General features: G+C 68.9%; 21 protein-coding genes and 1 tRNA gene. 11 read left to right on the forward strand and 11 right to left on the reverse strand.

Annotated features, from left to right (window positions below; all coding sequences use genetic code 11):
• Positions 1 to 86: 86 nt before the first annotated feature.
• A complete protein-coding gene (locus tag ACWPN5_RS19040; protein ID WP_492296860.1) occupies positions 87 to 395 on the forward strand; it encodes a hypothetical protein in 309 nt (102 codons plus the stop codon).
• Between the two features lie 7 nt (positions 396 to 402).
• On the opposite strand, the gene ACWPN5_RS19045 is transcribed toward ACWPN5_RS19040, so the two are convergent.
• Both ACWPN5_RS19045 and ACWPN5_RS19050 read right to left on the reverse strand, forming a co-directional pair.
• Complete coding sequence (locus tag ACWPN5_RS19045) at positions 403 to 702, reverse strand: hypothetical protein (protein WP_492296862.1); 300 nt, start codon at positions 700 to 702, stop codon at positions 403 to 405.
• Positions 699 to 890: a hypothetical protein gene (locus ACWPN5_RS19050; RefSeq protein WP_492296864.1), complete on the reverse strand. Its 192-nt coding sequence runs from the start codon at positions 888 to 890 to the stop codon at positions 699 to 701. Before ACWPN5_RS19050 ends, ACWPN5_RS19045 begins: the two co-directional genes overlap by 4 nt.
• Positions 891 to 1,067: 177 nt before the next feature.
• Here ACWPN5_RS19050 and tnpA point away from each other — a divergent pair, with 177 nt between their 5' ends.
• Together tnpA and tnpB (ACWPN5_RS19060) are read left to right on the forward strand one after the other, a co-directional pair.
• Positions 1,068 to 1,421 (forward strand): IS66-like element accessory protein TnpA, encoded by a 354-nt coding sequence (gene tnpA / locus ACWPN5_RS19055; RefSeq protein ID WP_492296865.1) that lies wholly within the window; start codon positions 1,068 to 1,070, stop codon positions 1,419 to 1,421.
• Entirely contained in the window at positions 1,418 to 1,627 is a 210-nt protein-coding gene (tnpB, locus tag ACWPN5_RS19060) for an IS66 family insertion sequence element accessory protein TnpB (protein ID WP_492296866.1), read from the forward strand. The genes tnpA and tnpB (ACWPN5_RS19060) overlap by 4 nt, the downstream gene beginning before the upstream one ends.
• 27 nt (positions 1,628 to 1,654) lie before the next feature.
• Here tnpB (ACWPN5_RS19060) and ACWPN5_RS19065 read toward each other — a convergent pair whose 3' ends face one another.
• A complete protein-coding gene (locus ACWPN5_RS19065) occupies positions 1,655 to 3,739 on the reverse strand; it encodes a recombinase family protein (RefSeq protein ID WP_492296580.1) in 2,085 nt (694 codons plus the stop codon).
• Between the two features lie 238 nt (positions 3,740 to 3,977).
• Here ACWPN5_RS19065 and tnpB (ACWPN5_RS19070) point away from each other — a divergent pair, with 238 nt between their 5' ends.
• Together tnpB (ACWPN5_RS19070) and tnpC are read left to right on the forward strand one after the other, a co-directional pair.
• Positions 3,978 to 4,142 carry an IS66 family insertion sequence element accessory protein TnpB gene (gene tnpB / locus ACWPN5_RS19070; RefSeq protein ID WP_492295004.1) on the forward strand — a complete coding sequence of 55 codons (165 nt, stop codon included), beginning with the start codon at positions 3,978 to 3,980 and terminating at the stop codon, positions 4,140 to 4,142.
• A gap of 70 nt (positions 4,143 to 4,212) precedes the next feature.
• Positions 4,213 to 5,787, forward strand: coding sequence for an IS66 family transposase (tnpC, locus tag ACWPN5_RS19075; protein ID WP_492298002.1), 1,575 nt, complete (start codon positions 4,213 to 4,215; stop codon positions 5,785 to 5,787).
• A gap of 177 nt (positions 5,788 to 5,964) precedes the next feature.
• On the opposite strand, the gene ACWPN5_RS19080 is transcribed toward tnpC, so the two are convergent.
• From ACWPN5_RS19080 to ACWPN5_RS19095, 4 genes are all read right to left on the reverse strand, one after another.
• Entirely contained in the window at positions 5,965 to 6,414 is a 450-nt protein-coding gene (locus ACWPN5_RS19080) for a hypothetical protein (RefSeq protein ID WP_145690886.1), read from the reverse strand.
• A 171-nt stretch (positions 6,415 to 6,585) separates the two neighbouring features.
• Positions 6,586 to 7,212, reverse strand: a complete 627-nt coding sequence (locus ACWPN5_RS19085) for a calcium-binding protein (RefSeq protein ID WP_492296868.1) — start codon at positions 7,210 to 7,212, stop codon at positions 6,586 to 6,588.
• A gap of 256 nt (positions 7,213 to 7,468) precedes the next feature.
• Positions 7,469 to 7,657 carry a hypothetical protein gene (locus ACWPN5_RS19090; protein ID WP_492296870.1) on the reverse strand — a complete coding sequence of 63 codons (189 nt, stop codon included), beginning with the start codon at positions 7,655 to 7,657 and terminating at the stop codon, positions 7,469 to 7,471.
• Positions 7,658 to 7,697: 40 nt separating this feature from the next.
• A complete protein-coding gene (locus tag ACWPN5_RS19095) occupies positions 7,698 to 7,850 on the reverse strand; it encodes an entericidin A/B family lipoprotein (protein ID WP_145671776.1) in 153 nt (50 codons plus the stop codon).
• 194 nt (positions 7,851 to 8,044) lie between these two features.
• Between ACWPN5_RS19095 and ACWPN5_RS19100 the strand changes: the two genes are divergently transcribed.
• The 6 genes from ACWPN5_RS19100 (at position 8,045) to ACWPN5_RS19125 (ending at position 15,279) form a co-directional block, all read left to right on the forward strand.
• Positions 8,045 to 9,424, forward strand: coding sequence for an MATE family efflux transporter (locus ACWPN5_RS19100; protein WP_492296872.1), 1,380 nt, complete (start codon positions 8,045 to 8,047; stop codon positions 9,422 to 9,424).
• Positions 9,425 to 9,624: 200 nt separating this feature from the next.
• Positions 9,625 to 12,438 (forward strand): DNA gyrase subunit A, encoded by a 2,814-nt coding sequence (gyrA, locus tag ACWPN5_RS19105; protein ID WP_492296873.1) that lies wholly within the window; start codon positions 9,625 to 9,627, stop codon positions 12,436 to 12,438.
• A 21-nt stretch (positions 12,439 to 12,459) separates the two neighbouring features.
• Positions 12,460 to 13,008, forward strand: coding sequence for a pantetheine-phosphate adenylyltransferase (coaD, locus tag ACWPN5_RS19110; RefSeq protein WP_145671779.1), 549 nt, complete (start codon positions 12,460 to 12,462; stop codon positions 13,006 to 13,008).
• A 134-nt stretch (positions 13,009 to 13,142) separates the two neighbouring features.
• Positions 13,143 to 13,218 (forward strand) — tRNA-Lys (locus tag ACWPN5_RS19115).
• A gap of 218 nt (positions 13,219 to 13,436) precedes the next feature.
• Positions 13,437 to 14,261, forward strand: a complete 825-nt coding sequence (locus ACWPN5_RS19120) for a DUF3618 domain-containing protein (RefSeq protein ID WP_145680546.1) — start codon at positions 13,437 to 13,439, stop codon at positions 14,259 to 14,261.
• A 10-nt stretch (positions 14,262 to 14,271) separates the two neighbouring features.
• Complete coding sequence (locus ACWPN5_RS19125; protein WP_200478999.1) at positions 14,272 to 15,279, forward strand: YihY/virulence factor BrkB family protein; 1,008 nt, start codon at positions 14,272 to 14,274, stop codon at positions 15,277 to 15,279.
• 14 nt (positions 15,280 to 15,293) lie between these two features.
• Here the strand turns inward: ACWPN5_RS19125 and ACWPN5_RS19130 are convergent, their stop codons facing one another.
• The 4 genes from ACWPN5_RS19130 to ilvD all read right to left on the reverse strand — a co-directional run bounded on the left by ACWPN5_RS19130 (position 15,294) and on the right by ilvD (position 21,657).
• Positions 15,294 to 16,247: an acetyltransferase domain-containing protein gene (locus ACWPN5_RS19130; RefSeq protein WP_492296875.1), complete on the reverse strand. Its 954-nt coding sequence runs from the start codon at positions 16,245 to 16,247 to the stop codon at positions 15,294 to 15,296.
• A 62-nt stretch (positions 16,248 to 16,309) separates the two neighbouring features.
• Positions 16,310 to 17,260: a sensor histidine kinase gene (locus ACWPN5_RS19135; protein ID WP_492296876.1), complete on the reverse strand. Its 951-nt coding sequence runs from the start codon at positions 17,258 to 17,260 to the stop codon at positions 16,310 to 16,312.
• 216 nt (positions 17,261 to 17,476) lie between these two features.
• Positions 17,477 to 19,423, reverse strand: a complete 1,947-nt coding sequence (locus ACWPN5_RS19140) for a hypothetical protein (RefSeq protein WP_492296877.1) — start codon at positions 19,421 to 19,423, stop codon at positions 17,477 to 17,479.
• A 368-nt stretch (positions 19,424 to 19,791) separates the two neighbouring features.
• Positions 19,792 to 21,657 (reverse strand): dihydroxy-acid dehydratase, encoded by a 1,866-nt coding sequence (gene ilvD / locus ACWPN5_RS19145; protein WP_145680551.1) that lies wholly within the window; start codon positions 21,655 to 21,657, stop codon positions 19,792 to 19,794.
• Positions 21,658 to 21,790: the final 133 nt, after the last annotated feature.

Consider the following 21,790-nt stretch of genomic DNA (forward strand, 5'->3'; position numbering starts at 1 on the left):
CACGCCGCCACCACATCGTCACTTGACGGGGAGGGTCTGCCACCCGAGATTCCGCGGCACGCGTTCGCCGTGATCCAGGAGCAGCCATGGTCCCCCAGCGCCGTCACATCCTGCGCGCCCTTGCCGCCGTCGCGGTCGGTGGTGGCGCGGCGACCCTGTCCGGTCCCGCTGCGGCGTTCCGCGTGATTCCGAACGACGATCTGAAGGGCGTGCTGGACGAGGGATGCGGCGCCACCGCCTATCATCGCCGGATGATCGACGAGGCGGTTCAGGCCGCCGGCGTGTCGCTGACGGAGGAGCAGCGCAACACGCTCCTTTCCCAGATCGCCTGCCCGACCTGCCGCTGCCCGCTCAACCAGATCGACAATCCCGACGCGGCCGGCCTGCGCTTTTGAGCGGCTGTCACGGCGCCGCGCGCCGACGGGCACGTCCGGACACCAAGTCCCTCAGGCCGCGCGGGATCCGCGTGCGGTCGCTCCAGCGCACGGCGATCCCGGCGGCGCGGCACTCCGCGGCCAACTCTCGCCCGTTCTCGTAGCGGTGCTGGTCGAGCAGCGGCCAGCCATCCAACCCCCGGTAATCGAAGGGGCGTCCGTCGAGGAAATCCCGGAACCCGTCGAAGAATCGGGGATGCAGCACCACCGGCTTGGCTTCCCGCCAGGAGCGCGCGCCGTAGAAGCGGTTGTTGGTCACCCCATTCATTGGTACAGCCCCGGCCCGGCGCCCGGAGGGGTGTCCAGAACGGCCCGTCCCAACTTGTCGAGCAATCCCGCCGTCGCGATCGGCCCGTGCAGCGCGGCGAGGCGGTCCACCGCTTCGACCATCATGGCCCAGGCGACCATCCGCTCCGGCACGCCCTCTTGGCGCCCCTCGGTCCACAGGGACCGCACCAAATCCAGCGCCGCTGTGAACTCCGCCGGAACGTCCGGCGCGTCGTAAGCGGTGTTCTGGCCCCACCTTCCGGCGGGATCAGGGCAGAGCGAATCTCCCGGATCGCATGATCGGGAGAACGGTTTGTGTCTACGCTCGACCTTACGCTTGACCAGGAGCCCGTGCGGGTGCGCCGGATGGAGTTGATCACGGGCGATGTGGGCCGCCGGACCTGGTCGCCGGAGGAGAAGGAACGGATTCTGGCCGAGGCGGCGGTGCCTGGGGCCGTGGTCTCCGAAGTGGCCCGGCGTCACGGATTGCGGCCCCAGCAGGTGTTCGGCTGGCGTCGGGAGGCGCGTGCCGCCAACCGCTTCCAGGAAGAGGGCTTGGTGTTCGCGCCGGTGGTGCTGGACACCACGCCGCCCCCGGCCGCGCCGAAGGGACTCCCGGCCATCGAGGTGCAGATCGGCGATGCGATGGTGCGCGTGCCGGCCGGCATGGACGGCGCCACCGTCAAGGCGGTGCTGCGCGCGGTGAGGGCGTCGCGGTGATCGGCATTGAGGGCGCGGTGCGGGTTCTTGTCGCCGCCAAGCCGGTCGATTTCCGCAAGGGTATGGATGGGTTGGCCGCCCTGGTGCAGCAGCAACTGGGGGCGGATCCCTTCAGCGGGGTCATCTACGTCTTCCGCTCCAAGCGAGCCGACCGGGTGAAACTCCTGCACTGGGACGGCACCGGCTTGGTCGTCCTGGCGTCATAATGCCTCTCCAGAGCAGGTTCCTTGTCATCAGGTAACGTGCTTGACCTTGGTCGGCTTGCGGGGGCGGCGCTGCTGGTCGTGAGCCAGGGCGTCCTCCAAGCGGACAAGCCAGAGGTTCTGGCTTACCGCCGGCGCCCGACGTGCCGGGACCAATCCTTTGTACAGCCACCGGTAGATCGTGCCCTCGGGGACACCCAAACGGACCGACAATTCTGCCACTGTGAACTCGTCCGGAGCCCGTTCCACCACCAGCGTCGGCCGGTGCCGCCCGTCTGGCAGCAGGCCCCGGCGTTGCAGCCAGGAACGCACGCCCTTTTCCGTGGCTGGTCCGCCGTGTGGCATAAGCCAGCCCTCGGCTGCCAAGGTTCGGGCAATGGCCGGCGGGCGCAGTCCGTCAGCGAACAGGGCCGTGGTCCGGGAAAAAAGCTCGTCGTGGCCGGCCAACTGGGTCATGCGACGCACCGCCCGCCGCAGCCGGTGGCGGGTTCGGCGGCCGCCGGCCCAGTGACACTCCACCTCCATGTTCTCCGTCTCGCCCTCCACCGTGACCACGACCCGATCCAGCATCAGGCGGACGATCTCCTTGCGCTCGACCGCGGTGGTGCTCGCCGCCCGCCAAATCGCCGGCACGTCGGCGGCGAGCCGTTCGATGGCGGCCCGATCCGCCGCGGTCAGCCGAACTGGCTGACGGGCCAGGAAGCGGGCATGCTCGGCCGCGAGCTGCGTCTCGGTCTGCAACGCCGCTTCCCAGCGCCGTTCCAGTGTGCGGGCGACCAGCCGGTTTTCCGGCTCGACCTCGTCGTACTGGCGTTGCGCCCGTTCGGTCTCGTAGCGTGCCTGCTCGAGCCGCAATTCCCATTGCCGATGCTCCCGGGCGCGTTCGATCTCCACGTCCTCGGCGAGTTGCAAGGCGACGTCGACGGCGCCGGGCTGCAGCGCCGCCAGGACCAGGTCGGCGATGAGGGTGTCCAGGGTCTCGCCGGCGAACCCCTGGCAATGCTCCTCGCCGCGGTTGATCATCCGCCGCGTGCACTCGTAGCGCAGGCTGTGGCCGTTGTTGCGGTAGGTCGTCACCATGCGCGAGCCGCAGCGGCCGCAGACCAGGATCCCGGTCAACAGCGACGGCCCGCCGCGGGCGACGCCGATGTGCTTGCTCTGGTTGGCCTTCAATTGGCGCTGGTTCCTCTCGAACGTGTCCCAATCGATGTAGGCCGGCCAGCGGTCCTTGATCAGGATCTGCCACTCACCGGGGCTGGTCGCCCGGCTTCGTTTCGAGGGGTCCGTTGGCGGTGGCCGTTGCCGGCCATAGGCGTAGGCGCCGGCATAGGCAGGGCTCGTCAGGAGCTTCAGCACGGCATTCCGGGTGACGGGCGCCCACACGAGGTCGCCCTTGGCCGGCCCGCCCCGCACCCGATCGGGGAGTTGGAGGTCGTGGGCGTGAAAGTACCGCACCACGCCGTGGATGCTGCGCCGCCGCTCGAAGATCTCGAAGACCAGGTGAAGGCTGTCGCGCGCCCGCTCGTCGGGATCTTGGACGATCTCCCCCGAGGGCCGGCGGAGGAAGCCGCGCGGCATCGGAAAGCCGAAGTCCCCGCGCTCGGCCTTGTTCCAGCGCCCCTCCTCGAAGCGGGCACGCATGATGTGCAGTTCCGCCTCGCTCATCGTGCCCTTCAACCCGAGCAGGAGCCGGTCGTTGTAGAGGCCGGGGTCGTAGACGCCGTCGTTGTCGCCGATCAGCGTTCCGGCCAGGGCGCAAATCTCCAGGAGATGGTACCAGTCCCGGCAGGAGCGGGCGAGCCGGGAGACTTCGAAGCCAAGAATCAGGCCAACGTGACCGAGCCCAACCTCGGCCACCAAGCGCTGGAAGCCGGGCCGCCCAGCGGCGGATGCGGCGGAGCAGCCGAGATCGTCATCGATGACGGCGACCCGCGGTCGAGCCCAGCCCAGCGAGCAGGCCCGCTCGACCAGGGCGTACTGGACCGCGGTGGATTCCTTGTTGTGCTCCAACTGCTGAAGCGTCGACTGCCGAACATAGACGACGGCCTGACGGTCAAGATGGCGGCCCTCGATCTTGCTCGACAGCGTCCCGCTGATCCGCCTCGTGCGACTCATGACCGGCCTCCGCCGGGGCGCGGCCCTGCGCCATCCGCCAAGCCAATTGCCCCACCAGCACCGCCAGCCTCTGCCGGCGTGTGCGCGGCAGGTCGCCCCAGGACACCGTCTCGGTTATTGTCGCTGGTTCGGGCATGGTGCCTCGCCACCCAGTGCGCCAACGCCCGCAGGGCCTCCGCGCCGACACCGGGCGCTGAATCAAACCCGACCTCCTTTGCAGAGGTTCCTTGTCGGGGGGATGGTTCTCATCGCGAAGAAATTGGAGGCCGGCCGGTTCCGCTGGCCAGCGATCCGCGACGGCGTGATCCGGCTGACCCCGGCTCAGCTCTCGGCGCTCGTCGAGGGTCTGGACTGGACCCGGGTGCGGGGCGTGCGGGTGCCTCGGCCGACGTCCGCCGGCTGAGCTGCGACACAGCGACTCGCTTGCCGCTTCGGAGGCGAGGACTGCGCAAGCCGCCGCTATACTGGTGGACGTGACGACCGCGCCTGAAACCCTTCCCAGCGATCCGGACGAACTGCGTGCCCTGCTGTTGGCCGAACGGCTCCGGCATGCCGCGGAGTTGACGGCGGCCCGCTCCTCGGCCGAGGAGGAGATCGCCCGGCTGCGCCAGATCATCCGGGAATTGCAGCGCCATCGCTTCGGCCGCCGGGCCGAACCGCTCGATCCGGATCAGCTCGCCTTGGCCTTGGAGGACCTGGAGCAGACGCTGGCTGCCAAGGAGGCCGAGCCCACCGGCTGTGCTGCAGCCAAGCCGGCCCCTTCGCCGCTACGGCGTCGGATGAACCGCGGCAACCTGCCGACCGATCTGCCGCGCGAAGAGATCCTCATCGATGTCGCCGACAAGACCTGCCCGTGTTGTGGCGGCACGCTGCATCCCATCGGCGAGGATGTCTCGCAGCGTCTGGATCTCATCCCAGCCCGCTTCCGGGTGCTGGTGACCCGCCGGCCGAAATACGCCTGCCGCCAGTGCGAGGAGGGCGTCGTGCAAGCCCCGGCGCCGGCGCGCATCGTGGACGCCGGCATCCCCACCGAGGCGCTGATCGCCCACGTGCTGGTGTCCAAATTTGCCGATCACCTGCCGCTCTACCGCCAGGCTCAGATCTACGCGCGCCAGGGTGTCGATCTCGACCGCTCCACCCTGGCCGACTGGGTTGGGCGGGCGGCGTGGTACCTGCGGCCCCTGCACGACCGGCTGCTGGCCAACCTGAAAGCCTCGGGCAAGCTGTTCGCTGACGAGACGACGGCGCCCGTGCTCGACCCCGGACGGGGCAGCACGAAGACCGGCCAGCTCTGGGCCTACGCGCGCGACGATCGCCCCTGGAACGGACCGGAGCCGCCGGCGGTGGCCTACGTCTATGCTCCCGATCGCAAGGCGGAACGCCCCGTGATGCATCTGCAGGGGTTCACCGGCGTGCTCCAGGTCGACGGCTATGCCGGCTATCGCAAGCTGGCCGAGGGCGGAGCCGTGCGCCTCGCGTTCTGCTGGGCGCACGTCCGCCGCGGCTTCTATGATCTCCAGACCGGCGCCTCGGCACCGATCGCCAGCGAAGCCTTGCGGCGCATCGCCCAGCTGTACGCGGTGGAGGCCGAGCTCCGCAGCCGTGACGCCGAGGCGCGCCGCCGAGAGCGCCAGGCCCGCTCGACGCCGCTGATTGCCGAACTGAAGACGTGGCTGGAAAAGCAGCTGGCGACGGTGTCGCGCAAATCGACGTTGGCCGAGGCGATCCGCTATGCGCTCAGCCGCTGGGAGGGGCTGACGCTGTTCCTCGACGACGGCCGGGTGGAGATCGACAGCAACAGCGTGGAGCGCAGCATCCGCCCGCTGGCTCTCACGCGCAAGAATGCTCTGTTCGCCGGCAGCGACGGCGGCGGCGAGCACTGGGCGACCATCGCGTCGCTGGGGGAAACCTGCAAGCTCAGCGGTGTCGATCCGCAGGCCTGGTTCGCCGATGTCCTGACCAAACTCGCCAGCGGCCAACCGATCACCAAGCTCGATGAGCTGCTGCCCTGGGTCTATGCCCGGCAGGCGGAACCCGCCGTGGCCTGAGAACACCGCTTACGGCGCGTCCATGCCTTCGATCATCGTTCCCCCATCGCCGTCCGTCTCCAGACCTCACGCGGGAACTGTAACGTTATATCATAACAATATAAAGACAGAAGGGCGCCCCATGGCCGGACCTTGCGCCCCGTCACGGGGAGACGCGAGATCCGGCCGAAGGGGTGTTCAGCGCGGGGCGGTGGCGCGGTTCCAGTTGGTGGCGTCCGCCGGATTGCCGGCGGGGGCAAGGGCCGGCGCCATCGCGGCGGGCGTGGCGAACAGGGCGTCGAACTGGTCCGCGCTCATCTCGGTGAGGACGAGCGCCTGCCGTTCTTCCGAGTAGCGCAGCTGACCGGAGTCCAGCGTCACGTGGCGCCTCACCGGGTGGACCGGCGCGCCGCTCGCCACCACGAGTTGGACCGGCTCGCGCGCCGGGGTGACGACGACATCCTCCACCGCACCCAGGATGCGGTTCTCGGGAATGGACTGCACGGTCAGCCCGACCAGCTCCAGCGGCGACATCTGCGCCATGGGCCGCTGCGTGGCGCCGGTTTCCGCGCAGGCGCCGAGCGCGGCCAGGGCGCAGACGGCCAGCAGCCGGGTGGCGGGGCGGGGGGTGAAGCGTCGATGGTTCATGCGTGGCTCCTCCGTCGCGTGGGCAAGGCTATAACGCGGCAGCGGAGCGGAGGGGCCGCGGATCGGACCGGAAAAGGGCGCGGCCCACCATGGCCACGCCCCTTGTGCCATCAGCCCCTCATGCCCGCGGTACTTCCTTCAGATAAAGGGGCCGGTCCGCCGAACGACCGATCATGTGAACACATAATCGCGGCCCGCGATCAGCCCCACCGAGTCCACGGTCAGCGACGACCCGTCCCGGAAGCCGAAGGACGTGTTGGTCGCGGTCGTGGAGACGGTCAGGTCGGCAGCGGAGAAGCCGCGGAACTCGAGGCGATCGATCCCGGCCTCGAAGTAGCTGATGTCGTCGGTGCCGAAGCCGCCCGGCGCCACGTCGAATCGGAAGATGTCCGTCGCTCCGTCGCGGTAGCTGACCATATGGTCGTTGCCGGCGCCGGGCAGGAAAACGTCGGACCCGTCGTCGCGCAGCGTGTCGATCAGCCAATCATCGCCGGTTCCGCCGACCAGCGTGTCGTCGCCGCGCCCGCCCTTCACCGTGTCATTGCCCGATCCGCCGTCCAGCCAGTCGTTCCCGGCCCCGCCGAACAGCTGGTCGTTGCCCTGGCGTCCATACATACGGTCGTTTCCCGGATCGCCGGCGTAGGGATCGCCCAACCAGTCGTTCCCGAGCCCGCCATCCAGGAAATCGTTGCCGAGACCTCCGGAGAGCGAATCATTCCCCCCATTGCCATAGACCGTGTCGGCGGAGTCGGTGCCGAGATAGCGTTCGGCGGCGTTGGTTCCCGAAAACCTGGCCATGGTTGCCTCTCCTCAATGATTAACAAATCGTTAACATTGAGGTGGGGTGGCGGAAAGGTAAAAAAACACCGTGCGCATCGGTGCCAATTTTTGCCACGGTCCCTTGGGACTTGTTGCCCTTGTGTTTCGGTGTTGTTTCCAGATTCGAATCTTCGACTTTCGATGCAGAGGCTTCGGACAAAGAAAACGGCCGGAGCCTGAGGGCCCCGGCCGTTTTCGCATCGGCGGTCACCGGTCGGTCGTCGTGCCCGGCGCCTTACGCCTGGGTCGGCGTCGGCATGCCCGGTGTCGGCTGGTCCGCCGGCGGCGGCATCTCCGGAGGGGTGTCGGGGTTCTCGGGAACCGGGTAGGGGTCCGGCGTGGTCGGACGGTCCGGCTGCGGGGTGTTCGGGTTGCTTGGCGGCGGCACCTCGGTGGGGCGCTCCGGCATCATGGGATCGCTCATGCGGGCGTCTCTCTTGTGGTTGAAAGGCGGGTGGGGCGCGTCACTCGGCGGCGCGTTCGACGGCGCGGCCGCCGGCCTGGACATCCTGCCCGGCCCCTTCGACCGTGTTGCAGCCGACGAGCAGCGCGGCGAAGGTCAGGACGAAGCTGGCGAGGGCAATCTGGCGGACGGGGAACGGCATGGCGCGGCTCATGATCCCGAACTCCTCAATAGATGCTGTTGCTTCGTCAACGCGCCGCCGCGGGCGTTGGTTCCGGCCCATTCGGCGGATTTGCAACAGGGCGGAAGGACAATAAGCCGCCACTTGACGTGGTACGTCGCACGGTCAAGATGGCCGGTTCCGCCACCGGCGGTGACAACCGAACACAAGCGACCGACACCCTGATCATGCCTGACCACGCGATTCCCGCCCCTCTCCTGGCCGACCGTCTGCGCATCCATGCCGGCGAACTGCTGCGGCTGGCCGCCCCGGTCATCGTCTCGCGCGCCGGGCTGGTCGTCATGATGGCGGTGGATACGGCCATCGTCGGCCGCTACAGCGCGCAGGAACTCGCCTATTACGGGCTGGCCCATCTGCCGGCCAACCTGCTGGTCACCACCGGTGTCGGGCTGATGATGGGCGTGGTGGCGGTGACCGCCCATGCCCTGGGCGCCGGCCAGGACGCCGAGTGCGGGCGCATCTGGCGCCGGGCGATTCCCTACGCGCTGCTGCTCGGTATCCTGTTCGCCCTGGCCTCGCTGGCCGGCGAGCCGTTCTTCCGCCTGACCGGCCAATCCGCGGATCTGGCGGCGGGCGGCGGTCGGGTGATGGCGGTGCTCGGCTTCGGCATGCCGGGCATGATGCTGTACGTCGCCACCGGCTTCTTCCTGGAAGGGCTGAAGAGGCCCGTGCCGGGCATGGTGGCGATGATCCTCGGCAATCTCCTGAACGCTCTGCTCGCCTGGATGCTGGTCTGGGGGCATGGCGGCTTCCCGGCCCTGGGAGCGGTCGGTTCGGCCTGGGCGACCACGGCCGTGCGCTGGGGGATGGGGCTCGGCCTTGCCTTCTACGCCTGGCACATGAGCGATCACGCCCGCTGGGCGGTGCGCGACCCGGTCCGCGACTGGTGGAGCGGCAGCCGCAAGCAGCGCCATCTCGGCTACGCCGCCGGGGTCAGCCTGGGCGTGGAGAGCGGCGCCTTCGCCACGCTGGGGCTGTTCGCCGGGATGATCTCGCCGCTGGCGCTCGGTGCCTACACGGTCGGGCTGAACCTGACGGCGCTGCCCTTCATGGCGGCGGTCGGGCTGGCCTCGGCCACGGCGGTGCGGGTGGGGGTGGCCTATGGCCGGCGCGACCCGCTGGACATGGCCCTGGCCGGCTGGACGGGGCTGGCGGTCACCAGCCTGATCCTGGCCGGAGTCGGTGTGCTCTACCGCTGGGTGCCGGAGCCGCTGGCCGCCATCTACAGCGCCGACCCCGAACTGATCGCCGCGGTGGCGCCGCTGATCGCCTTCACTGCCTGGGTTCTGGTGGCCGACGGCGGGCAGGTGGTCATGGCGAACGCGCTGCGCGGGCGCGGCGACGCCTGGGTCCCCACCGCGCTGCACTTCATCTCCTACGCGGTGGTGATGATTCCGGTGTCGGCCCTGCTCGCCTTCGGGTTGGACCGCGGCGCGCGTGGTCTTTTTGAGGGAATTTTGATCGCCAGTGTGGTATCCGTGACCATCCTTTCGCTGCGCTTCGCGCTGTTGAGCCGCCCCCGGTCCGCCAAGGCCGGAGGCCATTGACCTGCAAAGGCCAGAAACCGTGGGATTGCCGGAGCGTTGTGTGCACATGCGAAAGCTGATAGGAATTCTTATATTACATGCAGCGGCCCGAAGGGCCGTGCGGACGAGCACCGTTGAGCCTTAAGTGTTGAACCGAGTGCGTTGAACAGCAAGCGCTGAACACCGAGCATCGCCGCAGCCCGTAGAATGAGTTTGTCTCCTTGAGCACGACGCCCCTTCCTCCCGCCTCCGACATCGCGCCGGTCACCATCGAAGACGAGATGCGCCGGTCCTATCTCGATTACGCGATGAGCGTGATCGTGAGCCGCGCTCTGCCCGACGTCCGCGACGGGCTGAAGCCGGTGCACCGCCGCATCCTCTACGCGATGAAGGAGGGCGGGTACGACTCGACCAAGCCCTACAAGAAGTCGGCGCGCATCGTCGGCGACGTGATGGGTAAATATCACCCGCACGGCGACAGCGCGATCTACGACGCCATGGTCCGCATGGCGCAGGGCTTCTCCATGCGCCTGCCGCTGATCGACGGGCAGGGCAACTTCGGTTCGATGGACGGCGACCCGGCCGCGGCCATGCGCTACACCGAGGCGCGGCTGGCCAAGGCGGCGGAGGCGCTGCTCGACGACATCGACAAGGACACCGTCGATTTCCAGGCCAACTACGACGATTCGGGCAAGGAGCCCACGGTCGTCCCGGCGCGCTTCCCGAATCTGTTGGTCAACGGCGCCGGCGGCATCGCCGTCGGCATGGCGACCAACATCCCCACCCACAATCTGAGTGAGGTGGTGGACGCCTGCTGCGCCTACATCGACAACAACGATGTCACGCTCGAAGAGCTGATCGAGATCGTGCCCGGTCCGGACTTCCCGACGGGCGGCATGATCCTCGGCCGGTCGGGCGTCCGCTCGGCCCTGATGACTGGGCGCGGCTCCGTCATCATCCGCGCCAAGACCGACATCGAAGAGGTGCGCAAGGACCGCCTCGCCATCGTGGCGACGGAGATCCCGTACCAAGTCAACAAGTCCAAGCTGATGGAGCGCATCGGCGAGGTCGTCAACGACAAGACGATCGAGGGCATCGCCGACCTGCGCGACGAATTGGACCGCGACGGCGTGCGCGTGGTGATCGAGCTGAAGCGCGACGCCGTGCCCGACGTGGTGCTGGCTCAGCTCTTCCGCCACACCCAGCTGCAGACGTCCTTCGGCGTCAACATGCTGGCGCTGAACGGCGGCCGCCCGGAACTGATGAACCTGAAGGACATCATTGTTGCCTTCGTCCGGTTCCGCGAGCAGGTCATCACCCGGCGCACCGAGTTCCTGCTGGGCAAGGCGCGCGAGCGCGCCCACACCTTGGTCGGTCTGGCCGTCGCCGTCGCCAATCTGGACGCCATGATTGCGCTCATCCGCAGCGCCCCGGACCCCGTCTGGGCGCGCGAGCAGATGATGGAGCGCGAGTGGCCGGCGATGGACGTCGCCCCGCTGATCGCGCTCATCGACGAGCCGGGCCGCGGCGTGTCGGAGAACGGCACCTACCGGCTGTCGGAGGAGCAGGCCCGCGCCATCCTCGACCTGCGTCTGCACCGCCTGACCGGGCTGGAGCGCGACCGCATCGGCGCCGAGCTGAAGGACGTGACCGACCAGATCGCCGACTACCTGGAGACGCTGGCCAACCGCGCAAAGCTGCTTGGCATCCTCCGCGACGAGCTGGTGGAGATGAAGGAGCGGTTCGGCACCCCGCGCCGCACCGAGATCCAGGAGCTGGAGTTCGAGGCCGACATCGAGGACCTGATCCAGCGCGAGGACATGGTCGTCACGGTCAGCCAGTCCGGCTACGTGAAGCGCGTTCCGCTGTCCACCTACCGCGCGCAGAAGCGCGGCGGCAAGGGCCGGTCGGGCATGTCGATGAAGGCGGAGGACGCGGTCAGCGACCTGTTCGTCGCCAACACCCACACGCCGCTGCTGCTCTTCTCGTCGCGCGGCATGGTCTACAAGCTGAAGGTCTACCGCCTGCCGCTGGGCAACCCGCAGGCGCGCGGCAAGGCCTTCGTCAACCTGCTGCCGCTGATCGACGGCGAGACCATCACCACGGTCCTGCCGCTGCCCGAGGACGAGGCCGTGTGGGCAGACCTGCACGTCGTCTTCGCCACCTCGAAGGGCAACGTGCGGCGCAACCGCCTGTCGGACTTCGCCAACATCCGCTCCAACGGCCTGATCGCCATGAAGCTGGAGGAGGAGGGCGAGCGTCTGATCGCCGTCCGCACCTGCTCGGAGGCCGACGACGTCCTGCTGGCGACCGGTGGCGGCAAGTGCATCCGCTTCGAGGTCGCCGACGTGCGCGTCTTCGCCGGCCGCACCTCGACCGGCGTGCGCGGCATCCGACTGGCCGACGGCGACGAGGTCATCTCGATGACCACGCTCCACCACGTCGACTCCTCGCCCGAGGAGCGCGCCGCCTTCCTGAAGCGCAAGCGCGAGGAAGGCGTCGATATGGAGGGCGAGGCGGCGCCGGAGGCCGATGAGGTGCCGACCGAAGCCGTGACGCTCAGCATGGAGCGCTACGAGGAGCTGAAGGGCCTGGAGCAGTATGTGCTGACCGTGACCGAGCGCGGCTACGGCAAGCGGACCTCCTCCTACGAGTACCGGGTGACCGGCCGCGGCGGCCAGGGCATCTGGAATATGGAGATGGGCGACCGCAACGGTTCCATCGTGGCGGCCTTCCCGGTGGAGGACTCGCATCAGGTGATGATGGTCACCAACGGCGGTCAGGTCATCCGCATGCCGATCCACGACGTGCGCATCGCGGGCCGCAAGACGCTGGGCGTCACGCTGTTCCGCGTGGGTGCGGACGAGCGCGTGGTGTCCGTCGCCTCCATCGCGGAGGACGAGGATACCAACGGGAACGGGGCCAACGGAAACGGTGGCCTGGGCGGTGATCTCGACGGCGGCGGGACGGCCGCCGTGGACGACAGCGCCGATGCCGCCGGCCCCGGCGAGACGCCCGGTGAACCGATCGAATAAGAAGAGGCGGAAGGTACTCCCATGGCCAAGCGCCGCATCGGTGTCTATCCCGGCACCTTCGACCCGATCACCAACGGGCACATGGACATCATCCAGCGGGCGTCGCGCCTCGTCGATCACCTGATCGTCGGCGTCGCCCGCAACGCCGGCAAGGGGCCGCTCTTCTCGACGGACGAGCGGGTGGCGATGGTCCGGGAGGACGTGACCGCCCTCAACAACGCGGGGGCCAGCATCGAGGTGCGGGCCTTCGACACGCTGCTGATGCATTTTGCGGTGGAGGTGAACGCCACCGTGATCATCCGCGGCCTGCGGGCGGTTTCCGATTTCGAGTACGAGTTCCAGATGGCGGGCATGAACGCCCGTCTGAACCCGAAGATCGAGACCATGTTCCTCATGGCCTCGGAGAAGAGCCAGTTCATCTCCTCGCGCTTCGTCAAGGAGATCGGGCGCCTGGGCGGCGACATCCGCGGCTTTGTCAGCGGCCGCGTGGCCGATCATCTGGCCGAGCGTTTCGCCCTGGAAGCCGGCAACGGCGACGCCAACAAGAAAGTGCAGACCCTTAAGCAGTGACGCCGAACAGCGGCGGCGGCGGGGTGGCGGCGGATGGCGAAATTTTTGTACGCTCCGCCCAACCCCGCTGTTGACGGGGGAGTCACTGGCCCCTATGTTGCGCCCCGCATCGGCGACAGGCCGTACGCTTCTGTGATCCGGTAGCTCAGTCGGTAGAGCACGTGACTTTTAATCATGTGGCCGTGGGTTCGAATCCCACCCGGATCACCATTTCCCCCAATGACTTGACGGTCTGATCGGCCATCCGATCTGGCTCCTCCGGCAAACCGATCCGTGACGGTTTGCAAGGTGTGGGGTACCGCTCCCGATTGCCGGCGGTTTAAAAAGATCGGGTGGGCGATCCCTCGTGTCACCCCGGCAGCAAACCGGAACCTTCGGCCAACTTGCGGTGTTGCTTGGCGGCAGCGTCAAGAGGGGGAGTCGCCGGCATGAACCGAGCCACCGATCCGTATGCCGACACCATGCACGGCGTCGCGGCGGGCAACACAGCAGACAGCACGCCCACATCCGAAAGCCCGGCATCGCCGCGCGGCCGGCGTGGGACGGACGAGATCGAACAGGACATCCACGCCATCCGCGGCCGCATGGACGCGGTTCTCGACGAAATCGAGTTCCGCCTGTCGCCCGGCCAGATGTCGGGCGGCGTCATCGAGGTGGTGCGCGACGTGGTCGAGGGCAACCCGTCGCGCATGGCCCGGGCCATACGCTCCAACCCTTGGCCGCTGGCCCTGGTGGCGGCGGGCGCCCTGTGGTTCGCCTGGACCGTGTCGCGCACGCCGGAGGTCGAACCGGTCGCCTCCGCAACGCCGACCGGACGGGTTGTCGACGGGACGATCCAGGATGTGCTGAGCGTTCTGGTCGCCGCCTGCCGCCAGGGAGCCACCGGGTTCCGTCAGGCCGACATGGTCCTCGACGACCCCGATCTGAGGAACCGGCTTTCTCAGGTCGCCACCCAGTTCGACCGCAGCGCCGCCGCCCTGGAGGCGGAACTGGTGCGTCGCGGCGGAGGGCGGGACCTGCGTTTGCCGGTTCATGCGGTCTGGCGCGACCTGGACACCGAACTGGGCGGCGCGCGGACGCGCGGCGGGCTGCTCCGCGGGCTGGAAAGCGGCGTGGAGGGCACGCTGGGTCTGTTCCGCAACAGCCTGCACGACGAACTTCCCGAGGAGTTGACGGTGATCGTCGGCGCCCATTTCCACGAGATCGAGACAGTGCGCCACCGCGTCGGCGCGCTGCGTGAAGCGGTCGCGTAAAGGGGGAACCATGCTGGGGCTGAGCCGTCGCCACCGCAACCAATATCCGCGCGTCGAGATGGGGGGAAGAGGGCGGTCGGCGGCCCGGCCGTCCGACATTCCCAAAGCGGGCTGGAAGGACATCCTCTGGCGCACCTGGGAAGAGCAGGGCAAGGACAACATCTCCATCGTGGCGGCGGGCGTGGCCTACTACGCCCTGTTCGCCATCTTCCCGGCCATCGCCGCGCTGGTGTCGCTCTACGGCCTCGCCTTCGACCCGGCGGGGGTGGAACAGCAGGTCAATCAACTGGCCGGACTGCTGCCGCCGGAGGCGTTGAATGTGCTGCGCGATCAGGCGCGCAACGTGGCGTCGGCGCCGCAGGAAGGTCTGGGTTTCGGCGTCCTGTTCGGCCTCGCCTTGACTCTGTGGAGCGCGTCGCGCGGCACCAATTCCCTGATCACCGCGCTGAACATCGCGTACGGAGAGAAGGAGCGGCGCAGCTTCATCTGGCTCGCCGGCCTGTCACTGGTTCTGACGCTGGCCGGGCTGGTCTTCGTGATCATGACCCTGGCAATGATCGTGGCGGTGCCGGCGGCCATCAATTTCCTCGGCTTGCGGGACACCCCGATCGGTTGGGCCGCCAGCCTCGCGCGCTGGCCCATCCTGGCGGTGGCGATCGTCCTGGCGCTTGCCGTGCTCTACCGCTACGGGCCGGACCGCCGGCAGCCGAAATGGCGCTGGGTCACCTGGGGATCGGCCATCGCCACGGCGCTGTGGATCATCGCCTCGGTGGGCTTCTCGGTCTACGTCTCGAACTTCGGCAGCTACAACCAGACCTACGGGTCGGTCGGAGCGGGCGTGGTGCTTCTGCTGTGGTTCAACCTGACCTCCTACGTGATCCTGATGGGAGCCGAGCTGAACGCGGAGATCGAGCACCAGACCGCCCAGGACACCACCGAGGAGGACGGGCGCGGCCCGAAGCCGATGGGCCATCGGGACGCCTACGTCGCCGACACGGTGGGCAAGCGCCGGGCGTAGGGTCCCACTCCCGGTCAGCGGCTGCCGCAGCTTTGGATGATGCCGTCGACTTTGCGGGCGCTGTCGGCGGTCAGGCGGTCGTGGACGAAGTCGGACCACAGGCCGGCGCCGTTCAGGTCGTCGGAGACGCAGCGGCAGGTGGCGGTGCAGTGCGCCACCGCGCCGCCGCCGGACGTGCAGGTCGCCACGCAGGAGGTCTGGAAGCTGCGGACGTCCGCCGGGTCGGCGCCGGCCCCCATCGCCAGCAGCGACAGCAGGCCGAACAGAATGGGCTGGTGCAGCAGATAGACGGCCAAGCTGTGCTGCCCGGCCCAGGCGAATGCGCGCCTGACCGCTCCACCTCGAACCGCGTTCGGGGCAGGCCGCCACAAGCGCCCCAGCGCCATTCCGAACAGGAAGCCACCGAACCAGGGAAAGAGCGGCACGTAGTCGTTCGATTCCGGCGCGAAGGTCATCAGCCCGATCCAGCGCAGCCAGGGCGTGTCGAACAGGGGCAGGGCGACCGTCTCTCCTGCGGCGATGACCGCCACGCCGAGCAGCAGGAGCGCCGGCCACGGCAGGCGCAGCAGCGCAAGCCCAAGCAGGCTCGCCACCGCCATATGATGCAGCACGCCGAAGAAGATCGGGCTGTCTGGAAACAGGACCAGCGACACCGCCGACACGCCACCCGCCGCCAGGACGAGCAGAGCGAACCGCCGCAGGAACCGCCGCCGGTCGATCCCACCCTCCGCCGCCAGAACGAGGCTGAGGCCCGACAGAATCAGGAAGCTGCCGAGGATGCCGGTGCGCGCGGCCAGCCACAATGGGTCGCCGAACAGGTCGAAATCAGCCAGCCCCAGATAGGTCAGGTCCCAGGAGCCGTGATAGAGGGCCATGGCGAGCAGGGCCACGCCGCGGGCCGTGTCGATGGCGCCGATGCGCCGGTTTGCCGGGGCCACCGATGCGGGGGAGGGGGAGAGGATGGGCATGGGCGGGACTTTTGCCCAAATGCCCTATCGCTGTCCACCGGGCCGCTGTCCACCGTTGCCCGTCAGGGCGGGGTGGGCTGGGACAGGGCAAGCCGGGCCGTGGTGCCCTGTCCGTTGGCCCCGCTCATGCTGAAGGTCGCTCCGATCTGGGTGGCCAGCGAGCTGACGATCTTCAGGCCGAGACTGGAGGGGCGGGTCAGGGTGAAGCCGTCGGGAAGGCCCGCCCCGTCGTCGCACACAGTCAGAACCAGCCCCCCATCGCCCGCTTGCAAATCCACCCCGATGCGGCCGGCCTCGCCGTTGGGGAAACCATGCTCCAGGGCGTTGCTGACCAGTTCGGTGAGGATGAGGGCGAGCGGGATCAGGGTGTCCGGCGACAGGTCGAACGCGGCGGCGCTGACCGTGCAATCGATCCGCTCCGCCCCGGAGGTCTTGAGGATGTCCTGGCACAGCTCGCGCAGGAACGGTTCCATGTCCATCGGCCCGTCATGGGGCGCGTGGAGCCGCCGGTGCAGGCGGCCGAGCGTGGACAGCCGTCCTGCGGCCTCCTCCAGCGCGCGGCGGGCTTCCGGGTCCCTCACCTTCGACTTCTGGATCGCGATCAGGGAAGAGGCGAGCTGAAGGTTGTTCGAGACGCGGTGCTGAAGCTCGCTGAACATCACCTGGGTCTGCTGCGTCAGGCGGGCGCTGCGGTTGCGCTCCTCTGCCAGCCGTTCCAGCGCCACGTTCATGATGTGGATCACGGCGATGTCCACGGCCACGACCAGGCCGAAGAAGCCCAGAGCCAGCGCGCTGCCGGGAGGCAGATCGAGCGACTGGGCGGTCCCAAGGAAGAAATACCAGGAGGCCAGCCCGCTCAGCAGAGCGGTCAGGATGCCCGGCCACAGCCCGGCGAGGAAGGTGGTGACGATGACCGCCGGGAAGAAGGTGAGGAAGGGAAAGCCCGCCGGAAGCCGGTCGTCCAAGGCGAGACGCGCGACCAGCGCGACGGCGAAGGTCGCCAGCGCGAACATGAACCCCAAACCCCTGTGCCCGCGCAATCGGGTGAGCTGGGCAAGAGTCATCGTCGGCGGTTGTCCGTTTCGAAAGCAGGGAACGGACGATGCCGTCCGCAGGGGAGAGCGTCTACGATATGGAGATTCGTATGCGAACGCACCGCCTTTTATGCGGGTGCTTGGCAAATTAAGCTCGATCTTCGTGGCGTCTGTCCAGCGTTCCCCGGTCCCTCATCACAGCGACGTCACGGATCTGCGCAGATCGGCGCATTGCGCCAGCAACGACGCCATCGAGCGCCGCGCGGCGATGCCGGCGGCGTCGTCCACGGATGACCGGGCCGCGTCGACGTTCCCCTGCGCGGCCAGCCCGCGGGCCAGGGCAAGCCGCGCCCAGGCCTCGTCACTGGCCTGTCCGGCGCCCGCGGCCTTCTCCGCGGCGTCTCGGGCGTTGCGGACGGTGTCCTCCGGCTGGCCGGAGAGCAGGGCGGCCTCGGCGATCCAGATGAGGATCTGCGGCTCGTGGCGCCGGATGCCGAGCATGCGGGCATGCTCCCGGCTGCCCAGCAGCAGGGACGCCCCGTCGCTGAGCGCACCCGTGCGGGCCAGCGCGTAGCCCAGCGCGCCGAGGACGAGCGGCTGGCAAGCGTGCAGGCGGATCGTTTCGGTGATGGCGACGGCCCGTTTCAGCGGGTCCACCGCCTGGGCGTAACGCCCCCCGGTCAGCGCCGCCCAGCCGAGATGCAGACAGGCCAGGGCGCGCGACGCGGCGTGGCCGCTGTGCTCCGCCTGGGCGAGTGCCTCCTGCGCCAGTCGCAGCGCGTCCTCCGGATCGCCGAGTTCCGCCCGGCAGCGCGCCCGGTGCGCGGCGACGCACACTGAAGCCAGCGCCGTCGGGCCATGGAGTCGGCGAGTCTCCCGCTGATGCGCCGGGTCGACCGCCAAGTTGGCGGCGGAATCGGCGGCCGGATCGGCGACTAGGCCCGCAGCGGCGCGCAGGACGGTGTCGGCGTGTCGGAAGCGGCCCGCCTCGGTCAGGCCACGGCCGAGCTTGATCAGCGTTTGAACCTGCTGCCGGGGGCTTTCGGACTGACGCCAGATCCGCAACGCCCGCAGGCCCGTCCGCTGGGCCGCCGGCAGGTTGCCGCCGACCCAGCGCAGGCTTGCCAGGATCGACAGGGCCCGCGCGGTGCGCATCCGATCGCCAAGGTCCTCGGCGAGCGCGTGGGCCTTCTCCGCCGCCTTGATCGCGCCACCATCCGCCGACGGACGGGTCCGCGCCAAGGCGGTCCACAGGTCGATGCGCCGTTGCGCGTGCCGCCGGGTCGCCGGCAAGCGGTCCAGCGCGTCCAGCGCGTCCGCGTAATGCCGGGCGGCGTCGGCTGGACGGCAGTCCGCCTCCGCCCGCCGTCCGGCGTGCCGCGCGCAGGCGCAGGCCAGAGCCCAATCCCCGGCCAATGGGGCGTGATGGGCCATCCACTCGATCCGCTCCGGCCGCCGGTCGCGGCGCAGCGCCCTCACCAGGATGGCGTGCGGCGCCGGATCATCCGCATGCGGATCCGGGCCGCCGCCGTCCGCGCCCGGCAGGACCATGCGCCGTGCCGTGCCGGAGGGCGTCCATCCGCCGGGCCGAGCGCCGGACGCCGGAGAACCGATGGCCAGCAGGCACAGCCGGGCGTCCTCGACGGCATTGCCCAGCGCGTCGAGCAGCGGCACCGTCAAGCCGCGCGCCCACTGGGCGTTCTCCACCACGATCAGGACGGGGCGCTCGTAGCACAGGTCCAGTATGGCGGCGGCCAGCCCCTCCACCTGGAAATCCGCCCTCTGCGCGCCGTCCAGACCCAGCCACAGCGGGTGGAGCGACGGCAGGCCGAGCAGGCCGCGCACCGCCGCCCCCGCCAGTTCACCACCGCCGCGTTCGGCGGCCAGGACGAGGTTGCAATGGGTGTCGTCCGTGGGCCCATCGGCCAGAGTCAGAAGGCTGTGGGCCACCGCTTCGAGATCGTCGGGCCCGCCCAGCGGCGGCAGAAGGGATTGCGGCCAGCGCAGAACGCCGAATCCGGCGGTGACGGGGCTGTGGACGAGGGCGGCGATCAGGCGGTGGGAGTCCTCCGCCGCCGCTGTCACGGCCAGGACGGAACCGATGCCTTCCTCGGCCCGGTGCAGGGCATCCGCGATGTCCATCAGCGCGCGCCGGAACGCCGCACCCGCGGGTGTCGCTTTGGCATCCTCCCGGACGACGGACCGCGGCTGCGCCATCGGTTTCCCCGTGGTGTTGATCTTCCGGAACGCGTGTCGCGTTCCGGCATGCCGGCGCATGCCCAAGGACGATGACAGATTTCGCGATCGAAGGCCTGTGCTTCTTTCGGCGATGGTGCAGGGGGATCGGAGACATACTGCCGCATGCCCTTGCGTCCTTCACTGCCCCCGCAAAGCGAAACGGCACCGTGGATTGCCGCGGTGCCGTTCGTTGCTGTTGACGATGCTCACAACCTTTCCGAAAGTCTTAACCGGAAGGACCGGGGTCCTTCGGTCGCGCCTTCGGAGGGGCGTCAGCGCTTCACGGCGATGCCTTCGACCTGCGAGACATCGCGGACCGCGCCGCGGTCGGCGCTGGTGGTCAGGGCGGCGTAGGCGCGCAGCGCCGGCGAGACGACGCGGTTGCGGTTGGCCGGCTTCCAGGCGTCGGCGCCCTTGGCGTTCTCGGCGTCGCGACGGCTCCGCAGCTCTTCCTCGGACACCGCGAGGTTGATCTTGCGGTTGGGGATGTCGATCTCGATCCGGTCGCCGTCGCGGACGAGGCCGATGGCGCCGCCCTGGGCCGCTTCCGGCGAGGCGTGGCCGATCGACAGGCCCGAGGTGCCGCCCGAGAAGCGGCCGTCGGTGACCAGGGCGCAGGCCTTGCCCAGCCCCTTCGACTTCAGGTAGCTGGTCGGGTAGAGCATCTCCTGCATGCCGGGGCCGCCGCGCGGGCCTTCGTAGCGGATGACCACCACCTCGCCCGCCTTGACGGTGTCGCCCAGGATCGCCTCGACCGCCGCGTCCTGGCTTTCAAAGACGCGGGCCGGGCCGGCGAAGACGAGGTTGGAGGCGTCGACGCCCGCCGTCTTCACGATGCAGCCCTTTTCGGCGATGTTGCCGAACAGCACGGCGAGGCCGCCGTCCTTGCTGAAGGCGCTGTCGACGGAGCGGATGACGCCCTTGTCGCGGTCGAGGTCCAGTTCCGGCCAGCGCTTCTCCTGGCTGAAGGCGATGGTCGTCGGGATGCCGCCGGGAGCGGCCTTGAACATGGTATGCACGCCCTCGTCCTGGGTGCGCTTGACGTCCCAGCGGTCCAGCGCGTCGCCCAGGGTCTTGGCGTGGACGGTGGCGACGTCGCGGTTCAGCAGACCGCCGCGGTCAAGCTCGCCCAGGATGCCGAAGATGCCGCCGGCCTTGTGCACATCCTCGATGTGGACGTCGGAGACCGCCGGCGCGACCTTGCAGACGTTGGGCACGCGGCGCGACAGACGGTCGATGTCGGCCATGGTGAAGGGCACCTGGCCTTCCTGCGCGGCGGCCAGCAGGTGCAGCACCGTGTTGGTGGAGCCGCCCATGGCGATGTCGAGCGTCATGGCGTTTTCGAACGCCTCGAAGGTGGCGATGCCGCGGGGCAGGGCGGTGGCGTCCTCCTCCTGGTACCAACGGCGGCACAGCTCCACCGCCATGCGGCCGGCGGCCAGGAACAGCTCCTTGCGGTCGGCGTGGGTCGCCAGGATGGTGCCGTTGCCGGGCAGGGAGAGGCCCAGCGCCTCGGTCAGGCAGTTCATCGAGTTGGCGGTGAACATGCCGGAGCAGGAGCCGCAGGTCGGGCAGGAGCCGCGCTCCATGACCGCGGCCTCCTCGTCGGTCACCGTCGGGTCGGCGGCGGCGACCATGGCGTCGATCAGGTCCACGGCCTTGGTCTTGCCGCGCCAGTTGACCTTGCCGGCCTCCATCGGGCCGCCCGACACGAAGACTGCCGGGATGTTCAGCCGCATGGCTGCCATCAGCATGCCGGGGGTGATCTTGTCGCAATTGGAGATGCAGACCAGCGCGTCGGCGCAATGGGCGTTGGCCATGTACTCGACGGCGTCGGCGATCAGCTCGCGCGAGGGCAGGCTGTAGAGCATGCCGTCGTGGCCCATGGCGATGCCGTCGTCCACCGCGATGGTGTTGAACTCCTTGGCGACGCCGCCGGCCTTTTCGATCTCGCGGGCGACGAGCTGGCCCAGATCCTTTAGGTGGACGTGCCCCGGCACGAACTGGGTGAAGGAGTTGGCGATCGCGATGATCGGCTTGCCGAAATCGCCGTCCTTCATGCCCGTCGCGCGCCACAGGCCGCGGGCGCCCGCCATGTTGCGGCCGTGCGTGGAAGTGCGGGAGCGATAATGCGGCATGTCTCTACCTCAGGGATCGAACATTGCGTGCGGATGCGCAGGGGCAGCAACACTAGCAATCCCGAAGGGCGGAAACCAGACCTCTCGTTCCCTTTTCCGTCCCATTTTCCGTCCTGCGGGGCATGGGAGGTCT

Source organism: Azospirillum sp. UENF 211521 (assembly GCF_058780535.1).